The following is a 10,782-nucleotide window of genomic DNA, read 5'->3' on the forward strand; positions in this document are numbered from 1 at the left end:
GGCGCCTCCCGGGGGGAGGAACCGTGTGGAGCCAACACGTCGAGCCCACTGACGCCCTGGGGGGGTCTGTGCAGCAGGGTGAGTTAGTCAGTCCTTTTCCATCGGCGCGCGGGCGCCTGGAGAACGGGCCGATCGGCCGGACCACGATCGACTGGGAGCAGCGGTACCGCCGGGCCGTCATCACCAGTGACACCGTGGCCACCGCCTTGGTGGTGGCCACGATCGGTGGCTTCTTCGGAGCCCGGGACGCGGCCGACTGGCACGAGAAGTGGAGGATTCTCGCCTTCGCCACCGAGCTGCTCGTGCTCGCGGCGCTCGCGGTGAGCAGGTCCTGGTCCCCGGCCGTACTCGGCCAGGGAGCCGAGGAGTTCCGCCGGCTCGGACGCTCACTGTGCACGGCGGCCGTCGTGCTCGCGCTGGTCGGGATCGCCCTGACCTCGCGCAACATCAAGCTCTGGATCTTCGTCGCGATACCGGTGATCGCACTCGTCACCATGACCGAGCGCTATCTCCTCCGCCTCTGGCTGCACAAACAGAGAAAAGAAGGACGGTGTCTGCGTCCGGTGCTCGCCGCCGGGAGCGCGGCCACCGTGCGCGATCTGATCACCAGGACCCGTAAGTTCCCGCACCTCGGCTGGCGCGTGGAGGCGGTGTGCACGGCGGACAGCCCCGGGCTCGGCACCGACCAGGTGGACGGGGTGCCGGTCGTCGGTGAACTGGCCGACGTGGCGGGCCATGTACGCCGCGACGGCTACCGCGTCGTCGCGGTCACCCCCGATCCGCACTGGTCACCGGACCGGCTGCAGCGGCTGGCCTGGAACCTGGAGGGCAGCGACGCCGAGATGGTCGTGGCCCCGGTGCTCATGGAGGTGGCCGGTCCGCGGCTGCACGTCGACGCGGTGCTCGGCATCCCGCTGCTGCGGGTCAGCATGCCGACCTTCACCGGCGGCCGTCGGGCGGTCAAGGAGGTCGTCGACCGGATGGGCGCGGCGGTCCTGCTGATGCTGTTCGCGCCGCTGATGGCGGTGGTCGCGCTGCTCGTACTGGTGGACAGCCGGGGTGGAGCGGTCTACCGCCAGCGCAGGGTCGGCAAGGACGGCCGCGAGTTCACCATTCTCAAGTTCCGCACCATGGTCGTCGGGGCCGACGCGGCACGGGCCGAGCTGGCCCATCGCAACGAGGGCGCCGGCCTGCTGTTCAAGCTCCGCCGCGATCCGCGGGTGACCCGGGTGGGGACGGTGCTGCGCCGGTACTCGCTCGACGAACTGCCGCAGCTCCTCAACGTGCTCACCGGCTCCATGTCGCTGGTCGGCCCGCGGCCTCCGCTGCCGGAGGAGTCCGCCGCGTACGGCCCGGACATCCGGCGGCGTCTCCTCGTGAAGCCCGGCCTCACCGGCCTGTGGCAGATCAGCGGACGCAGCGACCTCTCGTGGGAGGAGGCGGTCCGGCTGGATCTGCGGTACGTGGAGGACTGGTCGCTCGCCCTGGACACGGTGATCTTGTGGAAGACGCTGCGAGCGGTGATCCATGGGAAGGGGGCCTACTGATGCGCGGGGGGCGTCGTCCGGTCGGCTCGGGGACGGCAGGCCACAAGGGCCTGCCCAGGGGGAGGGACAGGGCATGAGAGTCAGCGTCTTCGGGCTCGGCTACGTGGGCTGCGTGTCGGCCGCGTGCCTGGCCAGCCTCGGTCACGAGGTCATCGGAGTGGACGTGAACCAGGTGAAGGTCGACCTGGTCAACGACGGCAAGGCCCCGGTGGTCGAGGAGCGGATCGGCGAGCTCATCGCCGACGTCGTGCGGGCCGACACGTTACGCGCCACCCGGGACGTCCACGAGGCGATCATGGGCAGCGATGTGTCGCTGATCTGCGTGGGCACGCCGTCGGAGCCCAACGGCAGCCTGTGCACCACGTATCTGGAGCGGGTCACCGAGGAGATCGGTGCCGCGGTGGCCGAGCGGGGCGGGCGGCAGACCGTCGTGTTCCGCAGCACCATGCTGCCGGGCACGTGCCTGAACCTGCTGGTACCGATCCTGGAGAAGTTCGCCGGCGGCACGGCCGGGGTGGACTTCGGCGTCGCGGTCAACCCGGAGTTCCTGCGCGAGGGCACGAGCGTGCGGGACTTCTTCGACCCGCCCAAGACCGTCATCGGCGAGCTCGACCGGGCGAGCGGCGACGTCGTGGCGGCGCTGTACGACGGCCTGCCCGGCGAGGTGTTCCGGGTGCCGGTCCCGACGGCCGAGGCGATCAAGTACGCGGACAACGCCTTCCACGGCCTCAAGATCGGCTTCGCGAACGAACTGGGCGCGGTGTGCCAGGCGCTCGGGGTGGACTCGCACCAGGTGATGGACGTCTTCCTGGCCGACCGCAAGCTGAACATCAGCCCCGCCTACCTGCGGCCCGGCTTCGCCTTCGGCGGCTCGTGCCTGCCCAAGGACCTGCGCAGCCTGGTCCACGCGGCGCGGCGGCACGACGTCTCGGTGCCGATCCTCGCCCATGTCCTGCCCTCCAACGCCGACCATCTGCAGCGCGCGGTGGAGCTGGTCGAGCGCACCGGCAAACGACGGGTGGGCATGTTCGGTCTCTCCTTCAAACCCGGCACCGACGACCTCCGCGAGAGCCCGCTCGTCGAACTGGCGGAGCGGCTCTTCGGCAAGGGGTACGACCTGCGGATCTACGACCCCAACGTGAACCTCTCCCGGCTGCTCGGCGCGAACCGCGAGTACATCGAGACCCGGCTGCCGCACCTCGCGCAGCTGCTCGCGGACTCCGTCGACGAGGTGCTCGACCATGCCGAGGTGTGCCTGGTCGGGACCGGGGATCCGGCCGTACTGTCGGCGCTGCCCCATGGCGACGGCCCGGTCATCGTCGATCTCATCCACCTTCCCGACGCCGACGCGCGCCGGGCCGAACCGGGGTACGTGGGCCTTGCTTGGTGACATGACCGGGGGCGACGGGCCGGCTCGGCGCGCACTCGTCCTGGTGGAGAACCTGTCGGTGCCGTTCGACCGGCGGGTGTGGCAGGAGTGCACGACACTGCGCGACGCGGGCTGGGAGGTGCACGTCATCTGCCCCCGCGGGGAGAAGCGGGACACCGAACCGGAGACGGTCATCGACGGGGTGCGGATCCACCGCTACCCCCTGCGCGCCGCCACCGGCGGTCCCGCCGGCTACCTGCGGGAGTACGGGACGGCGTTGTGGCACACCCTCCGGCTGGCCCGCGAGGTCGGACCGGTCGACGTCGTCCACGCCTGCAACCCGCCGGACCTGCTGTTCCTGCCGGCCCGGTGGCTGAAGCGGCGCGGGGCGCGGTTCGTCTTCGACCAGCACGACCTGGTGCCCGAGCTGTACCTCTCCCGGTTCGACCGCGGCGAGGACCTGCTCTACCGCGCCGTGTGCGCGCTGGAACGGATGACCTACCGGGCCGCGGACGTCGTGCTCGCCACGAACGAGAGCTACCGGGACGTCGCGCTGCGCCGCGGGGGCCGGCGGCCGGAGGACGTCTTCGTGGTGCGCAGCGCTCCCGACATCGACCGGTTCCACCCGGTGCCGCCCGAACCGGAACTGAAGCGCGGCAAGCCCCATCTGCTGTGCTACCTCGGCGTCATGGGGCCGCAGGACGGCGTCGACTACGCCTTGCGGGCCCTCGCGAAGCTGCGCGACGAGCTCGGGCGGACCGACTGGCACGCGGTGTTCGTCGGCGCCGGGGACGCCTTCGACGCGATGGTCGAGCTGTCCCTGCGGCTCGGGCTCTCGGACCAGGTGGAGTTCACCGGCCGCGTTCCGGACGCCGACCTGGTGCGCTACCTGTCCACCGCGGACGTGTGCCTCTCCCCCGACCCGCGCAACCCGCTCAACGACGTGTCGACCATGAACAAGGTCCTCGAGTACATGGTGATGGGCCGGCCGATCGTCTCGTTCGACCTCCGCGAGGCGCGGGTCTCCGCCGGTGACGCCGCCGTGTACGCGCCCGCCAACGACGAGAGCGCGTTCGCCGGGCTCGTCGCACGGCTCCTCGACGACCCGGAGGAGCGCGCCCGGATGGGCAAGATCGGCCAGGAACGCATCAGCGGGCAGCTCGCCTGGCGGCACTCGCAGCGGTCGCTGCTGGCCGCCTACGCCGCCGCCTGCCGTGACCACACCCCCGTGTCGGTGAACGGCCCGGTCCGGACGGGGAGAAGGCCGCGCCGTTGAGCGATGACACCATACGTCTGGTCACGATCGGACGGATCCTCCGTCGGCGTGGGCGGCTTCTCACCGTCCTGGCCGTGCTGGGCGCGCTCGTCGGCTACGGCACCTCCCTGCTGATTCCGCCGCGCTACACCACGTCGGCGTCGGTGCTGCTGCCCGGGGCGTGGGAGGAGCGCGAGCTGCTCACCCAGGCGGAGATCGCGACCAGTTCGGTGGTGGTCGACCGCGCGGCCGCCGTGCTCGGCCGGCCCTGGGTCGACGGCATCGAGCTGCGGGACCGGGTGAGCGCCGAGGCCGCCGACGGGAACATCATCAAGATCTCGGGCACGGCCGACACCCCGGAGCGCGCACAGCGCCTCTCCGACACGGTCGCCGAGGAGTTCGTCACCTTCGCCGCGCAGATCGTGGGCGCCGACACCGACCCCGAGGCGGCCGCGCGGCCCGAGGCGCTGCGGCAGCTGGTGGTGACGACCACCCGCCGCATCGACGAGCTCGCCGACGAGGCCGGTCCGGGGCAGAGCGTGGAGAGCGTGCAGACCCGTACCGAGCTGGCGAAGCTGCGCACGGCGCTGCAGGAGGCCGTGGACAAGCTGGACAAGGCCGACACGGCGACCGACCGGCCCGACATGGTCGTCATGGGCCCGGCGGCCCGGCCCGCGGGCGAGGCGCCGCCGACGAGGACGCAGCTCGTCGTCGGCGGGGCGCTGCTGTTCGTCCTGTTCGCGGTCATCGGTCATCTCGCCGCCGCTCGGGTGGGTCGCCGGCCGCGCACCGGGGCGGACATCACCGCGGCACTGGGCTCGACGCTGCTCGGCGCCGTCGACGTACCGGGTGGACGGGCCGCGGACCGGCCGCAGGGCGGTGGCGCCCGTGCCCTGTTCCGCCGGTTGCTCGGCGTCGACGTCCGCTGGGACATCCCGTCCCCCGTGGCCTCCGGCGACGACGAGAGCAGGCAGATCCGCTACCGGCGGGTGTGTGCCCGCCTCCGGGACCGGCTCCCGGCCCCCCGGCGGCTGCTCGTCGTCGTCCCGGACGGCGACGAGATCGCCCGCCGGGCCGCCGCGCAGCTCGTCGCCGAGGCCGAGAACGACTCCTCCCCCGACTCCTCGGGCAGCGGACTCCTCGTGCTGCGCGTCGTGGGGGTCTCGGTGTCCCGGCCGATGGTGCCGGACCGCGCGGGCGAGTCCGGTGCCCTGGTCGTGGTCAGCGCGGGCAGCTGGACGGCGGGGGAACTCGCGGGAATCGCCGAGGCGTGTGCCGACGCCCGGCACGAGGTCGTCGGCACCGTGCTCGCCGGCACGGTCTGGGCCCGTCCGGCCCGCGCCCCCGGCGGTCCCCGCCGTGTCACCGCACCGGTGCTCGCGGGCGGCGGCGACGCGAAGGGTGGTGAACGGTGACGACGCGTACGACGCCGGAGCCGTCGGCCACCGCTCCCCTGCTCGACCTCCAGGTCCTGGTGGTGGCGGTCCGCCGACGACGACGCCTCTGGGGCTCCATGGCCCTCCTCGGGCTGCTCCTCGGCGTGGCGATGGCCGTGCTGCTGCCGCCACCGCCGACGGCGACGACCAAACTCCTGGTCGCGCACCAGGAGGACCAGCCGAACGACCCCGGAACTCTCATCCGGACCGACGCCGCGCTGCTGCAGACCACGCGGATCGCCGACCGGGCACTGCGGTCGCTCGGCTCCCGGGAGAAGCCCGAGGAGTTCATGAAGGACTACGAGGGCGTCGGCCTGACCAACAACCTGCTGCGGATCGATGTGGCGGGTGACAGCGAGGCGGAGGCCGTGGCCCGCGCCCAGGCGCTGGCCGACGCGTTCGTCGCCGACCACGTCCGGCGGATCAGGGAAGCGGCGAACGCCGAGTCCCAGGCCCTGCTCGACCAGCGTGACCGGCTGCGGGACGACCTGGCCCAGGTCGACAGGACCATCGGAGCGGCGTCGTCGGAGAGCGGGCCGAAGGTGTCGGCCGACATGGAGACGCTCTTCGCCCGCCGGGCCGAACTGACGTCGCAGATATCGGACTTCGGCCGACGCGCCGCGGAAGCGCGTATCGGCACGCCCCGGCTCGTCTCCGGCACACAGATCGTGGACGCCCCTCGCGCGGTGCGGCACTCCCTGCCCAGGACGGCCGCCACCAACGCCGCGATCGGGCTCGCCCTGGGGCTCGCCCTCGGGCTCGCGGTGTCCGCGGTCGGCGCGGTGGTGGCGGACCGCCCCGTGCTGCGCCGCGAGATCGCGGCTCACCTCGGTGCCTCCGTCATCGCCGAACTGCCCCGCCGGTCACCGCGGTTGTGGCAGCGCCGCCGCATCCTGGCGGCCCGGACGAGGCTCACCGCGTCCCTGGCGCGCACCGTGCGCGGCTCAGCGGGACCGGTGTCCCTGCTCGAACTGGGCTCCGCGGGCGCCACCACCGGGATCGCGCTGGACCTCGCCGGCGCACTCGCGGCGGACGGGCCCGTGGCCGTCATCGACGGGCTGCCCGGCCTCCCGCTCACCCATCGCTCCCCGAAGCCGGGAGACCCCACCGTGGTCAGCTTCGAGCGGGCCGCTTCCGTCCCGCACCGGCAACGCCGGGTCGGCGTCGGCTCGGTGGCACCCGGTACGGCGTGGACCGACCTCCAGCACCTCGGCACCCGGACCGTCCTCGTCGTGCGCGCCGGGCACGGCAGCGCCGCATGGCTGCACACCGTGGCGCGGCACCTCGCGGACCAGCGCATCGCCGTGATCGGTGTGGTGCTGATCGACCCCGATCCGGGCGACCGTACCGACGGCACGCTGTGGGACGGGCCGCACGCCCCGCCACGCGACGAGGGCGAGCGGCCGGCCCGTCGGAACGGTGGGGGCACCTCCCACGCCGTTCAGGCAGTGGGGGAGGGCCGACGAAGGGCGGAACGGCTGCCGATGTGGGCGGCGCGGGTCAAGGACAGGGACGACGAGGAGGGGCGGTAGGACATGTGTGGCATCGCGGGCACGTACCGATGGCCGGACGGGAAGGTCGTGACCGACCGGCTCACCGACACCCTCGCCCACCGTGGTCCGGACGGGGCGGGCCGGTACAGCCATCGCGCCGGTGACGGCGAGGTGCACCTGGGGCACCGCCGGCTGGCGATCATCGACCTGTCGGAGACCGGCGCCCAGCCGATGGTCTCCGACGGCCTCGTCCTGACGTACAACGGCGAGCTGTACAACGCGCCCGAGCTGCGGGCCGAGCTGGCGGCCGGCGGGGTGCGCTTCCGCGGTACGTCCGACACGGAGGTGCTCCTTGAGGCGTGGCGGCGCTGGGGCACGGACTGTCTGCCCCGGCTGCGCGGCATGTTCGCGTTCGGGATCTTCGACGAGCGCACCGGGGAGCTGGTGCTCGCCCGGGACCAGCTGGGCATCAAGCCGCTCTTCCTGCTGCGGCGCGGTGAGGGCCTGGTGTTCGCCTCCGAGCTGAAGGCGCTGGCCGCCGCCACCGGCGGATCGCTGCAGGTGGACGACGCGGCGCTGGTGGCCTCGCTGCTGTACTACTGGGTGCCGGACTCGCGGTGCGCGTTCCGCGAGGCGGAGAAGCTGCCGCCGGGGAGCTGGCTCCGGTGCCGGCCCGACGGCCGGGTGGAGCGCGGCAGGTTCTGGCACCTCCGGGACGTCGCCGCCGAGGGCCGGGATCGCGCCCTGAGCGGGGAGGTGCCGGATGTCGCCGCCGTCGTCGAGGAGTCGACCAGGCGTCATCTGCTCTCGGACGTACCCGTGGCGACGTTCCTCTCCGGCGGTCTCGACTCCAGCTATCTGACCGCGCTCGCGGCCCGCGACCGGCCCGGGATCTCCGCCTACACGATCGGGTTCCGCGCCGAGGACGCCAAGTTCGAGGCGATGCCGGACGACCTCCGCCATGCGCGTCAGGTGGCCGAGCGGTTCGGCGTCGACCTGCACGAGATCGAGATCGCTCCGAACGTGCTCGATCTGCTGCCGCGGATGACGTACCACCTGGACGAGCCGATCGGCGACCCCGCCGCGATCAACACGTTCCTGATCTGTTCGGCCGCGCGGGAGGCCGGGGTCAAGGTGATGCTCTCGGGGATGGGCGCCGACGAGCTGTTCGCCGGATACCGCAAGCACCTGGCCAACCTGATCGCGCTGCGCTACCAGCGCGTCCCGGGCCCGGTGCGGCGCGGCCTGTCCGCGGCGGTGGACCGGCTGCCGGTCGCGACGGCCCGCCGGGGCTACCGGTCGGTGCGCTTCGCGAAGCGGTTCCTCTCCTTCGCCGACCTGCCGGAGGAGACCGCGTTCCGGCGCAGCTACACCATGTACGACCAGGACGAGCTGATCGCCCTGGTCAATCCGGATCTCGCCGGGACGGTCGGGGACGTGCTGACCGAGCACGCGGATGTCTACGAGGACAACGACCTCGACGACTTCGTCAACCGCATGTGCCTGGGCGACGCCCGGATGTTCCTGCCGGGCCTCAACCTCGCGTACACGGACCGGTCGAGCATGGCCGCGTCGACCGAGGTACGGGTGCCGTACGTGGACGTCGAGGTGGTCAGGGCGGCGTTCGCCGTGCCCGGCGACCGCAAGATCGTCGGACGGCAGGGCAAGGCCGTCCTCAAGGAGGCGGCCGCCTCGGTGCTGCCCCGGGAGATCGTGTACCGGCCCAAGGGCCTGTTCAGCGCCCCGCTGCGCGCCTGGATGAGCCGGGACCTGGCACCGCTGGTGCGCGAGGTGGTGAACGACGGCCTGCTCGTCCGGAACGGCTTCCTGCGCCGCGAGGCGCTGGCGCGCATGGTCGCCGAGGACGCCGCCGGGCAGCGGGACTTCTCCAAGCACCTCTGGCATGTGCTGACCCTCGAGTACTGGTATCGCGGCGCGACCTCCGGGTCCGGCCGGGACACGCACGAGAAGGCTTAGAAACAAGGGGACTTCGGTGAAACAGGTTGTACAGAACTACAAGACCGGCGAACTCGCGGTGCTCGACGTGCCGGTACCGGGGTGCAAGCCGGGCGGCGTGCTGGTCCGCACCTCCTACTCGCTGATCTCGACCGGGACCGAGCTCATGAAGGTCTCCGAGGCCGGCATGTCGATGCTGGGCAAGGCCCGCTCCCGGCCGGACCAGGTGGCCAAGGTCATGCAGAGCGTGGCCACCAACGGGATTCCCGCCACCTACCAGAAGGTGATGGGCAAGCTGGACTCCTACACCCCGCTGGGCTATTCGCTGTGCGGGGTGGTCGAGCAGGTCGGCCCCGGCGTCGACGACGTGAAGGTCGGTGACGTCGTGGCCTGCGCGGGCAACGAGCACGCCCTGCACGCCGAGCTGAACTGGGTGCCGAAGAACCTCTACGCCAGGGTGCCGGACGGCCTCGCGCCGCGGCACGCGGCCTTCGGCACCGTCGGATCGATCGCGATGCAGGGCGTCCGGCAGGGCGAGCCGCAGCTCGGCGAGGTGGCCCTCGTCATCGGTCTCGGACTGATCGGGCAGTTGGTCGTGCAGCTCCTCACCGCCTCGGGCGTCCGTGTCGTCGGGGCCGACCCCGACCCGGCGCGCTGTGGGCTAGCCGAGCGTCTGGGCGCCGTGGCCTGCGGCGATCCCGCGTCCACGGCCGTGGAGGCCGCCGTCGCCGAACTCACCGACGGTCACGGCGTGGACCAGGTGTACCTGGCCGCCGGCGGCGGCAGCAACCAGCCCGTCGAACTGGCCGCCCGGCTGTGCCGGGACCGCGGCCGGGTCGTCGACATCGGCAAGTGCCGTCTGGACCTGCCGTGGAACGCGTACTACGAGAAGGAGCTGGACGTCCGGTTCTCCCGCTCGTACGGCCCCGGGCGCTACGACCCGGAGTACGAGCTCGAGGGGCGGGACTACCCGATCGGCTACGTCCGGTGGACCGAGCGCCGCAACCTGGCGTGCTTCCTCGATCTCGTCGCCCGCGGCAGGGTCGACGTGGAGCCGCTGGTGTCCCACGTCGCCGACTTCGACGACGCCGTCGAGACGTACCGGCGGCTGAAGGACGGCGACCTGAAGGCCGTGGCCGTGCTCTTCCGGTACCCCGGACAGCAGGGGGAGGCGGCACAGGCCCCGGCGGTGACCGTGCCCGCGGTGCGCCGCGGCGCCGGAGTTCCCTCCCCGGCCCGGCCGGCCAAGACGCCGGTGCGCCTCGCGTTCGTCGGCGCCGGGAACTACGCGACGTCGATGCTGCTGCCGCACCTGGTCCGCCGAGACGGCGTCGAGCTGTCCACCGTCGTCACCACGACGGCGCTGTCCGCGGCCAACGCGCAGCGGAAGTTCGGCTTCGCCGAGGCGACCACCGATCTCGACGCCGTGCTCGGTGACACGTCCATCGACGCGGTGTTCGTCGTCACCCGGCACAGCTCGCACGCCGAACTGACCCGCAAGGCGCTCCTCGCCGGCAAGACGGTGTTCGTGGAGAAGCCCCTCGCCCTCTCCGAGGACGAGCTGGCCAAGGTCCTCGCCGCGGTGGAGGAGTCCGGCAACGACCGGCTGCAGGTGGGCTTCAACCGCCGGTTCGCGCCGCTGCTGCAGGAGGCGAAGACGCGGTTCGGCGTCCGGACCGGCCCGGCGCACCTCCGCTACCTGGTCAACGCGGGCCGGTCCGGACGC

The 10,782-nt window shown here is 72.5% G+C and carries 7 protein-coding genes; all 7 read left to right on the forward strand.

Annotated features, from left to right (window positions below; genetic code table 11):
* Window positions 1–68 precede the first annotated feature (68 nt).
* Window positions 69–1,547: a sugar transferase gene (locus tag AOK00_RS09320; RefSeq protein WP_055599837.1), complete on the forward strand. Its 1,479-nt coding sequence runs from the start codon at window positions 69–71 to the stop codon at window positions 1,545–1,547.
* 73 nt (window positions 1,548–1,620) lie between these two features.
* The gene (locus AOK00_RS09325) at window positions 1,621–2,937 is read left to right on the forward strand and encodes a nucleotide sugar dehydrogenase (protein WP_055599838.1); all 1,317 of its coding nucleotides are present in this window, start codon (window positions 1,621–1,623) and stop codon (window positions 2,935–2,937) included.
* 1 nt (window position 2,938) lies between these two features.
* The gene (locus AOK00_RS09330; RefSeq protein ID WP_055599839.1) at window positions 2,939–4,192 is read left to right on the forward strand and encodes a glycosyltransferase family 4 protein; all 1,254 of its coding nucleotides are present in this window, start codon (window positions 2,939–2,941) and stop codon (window positions 4,190–4,192) included.
* Window positions 4,189–5,586 carry a Wzz/FepE/Etk N-terminal domain-containing protein gene (locus AOK00_RS09335; RefSeq protein ID WP_055599840.1) on the forward strand — a complete coding sequence of 466 codons (1,398 nt, stop codon included), beginning with the start codon at window positions 4,189–4,191 and terminating at the stop codon, window positions 5,584–5,586. Before AOK00_RS09330 ends, AOK00_RS09335 begins: the two co-directional genes overlap by 4 nt.
* The gene (locus AOK00_RS09340; RefSeq protein WP_055599841.1) at window positions 5,583–7,139 is read left to right on the forward strand and encodes a Wzz/FepE/Etk N-terminal domain-containing protein; all 1,557 of its coding nucleotides are present in this window, start codon (window positions 5,583–5,585) and stop codon (window positions 7,137–7,139) included. Before AOK00_RS09335 ends, AOK00_RS09340 begins: the two co-directional genes overlap by 4 nt.
* A gap of 3 nt (window positions 7,140–7,142) precedes the next feature.
* Window positions 7,143–9,077 carry an asparagine synthase (glutamine-hydrolyzing) gene (asnB, locus tag AOK00_RS09345; RefSeq protein ID WP_055599842.1) on the forward strand — a complete coding sequence of 645 codons (1,935 nt, stop codon included), beginning with the start codon at window positions 7,143–7,145 and terminating at the stop codon, window positions 9,075–9,077.
* Window positions 9,078–9,093: 16 nt separating this feature from the next.
* Window positions 9,094–10,782, forward strand: a 1,689-nt coding sequence (locus AOK00_RS09350; protein ID WP_055599843.1) for a bi-domain-containing oxidoreductase, incomplete at its 3' end; no start/stop codon positions are given.

It is taken from the genome of Streptomyces aureus (genome assembly GCF_001418135.1).
Classification (GTDB): Bacteria; Actinomycetota; Actinomycetes; order Streptomycetales; family Streptomycetaceae; genus Streptomyces; species Streptomyces aureus_A.

Bases quoted from the DNA above. Each gene is read 5' to 3' on its own strand.
- AOK00_RS09325 (WP_055599838.1), top strand. From the start codon at position 1,621: ATGAGAGTCAGCGTCTTCGGGCTCGGCTACGTGGGCTGCGTGTCGGCC.
- AOK00_RS09330 (WP_055599839.1), top strand. From the start codon at position 2,939: ATGACCGGGGGCGACGGGCCGGCTCGGCGCGCACTCGTCCTGGTGGAG.
- asnB (WP_055599842.1), top strand. From the start codon at position 7,143: ATGTGTGGCATCGCGGGCACGTACCGATGGCCGGACGGGAAGGTCGTG.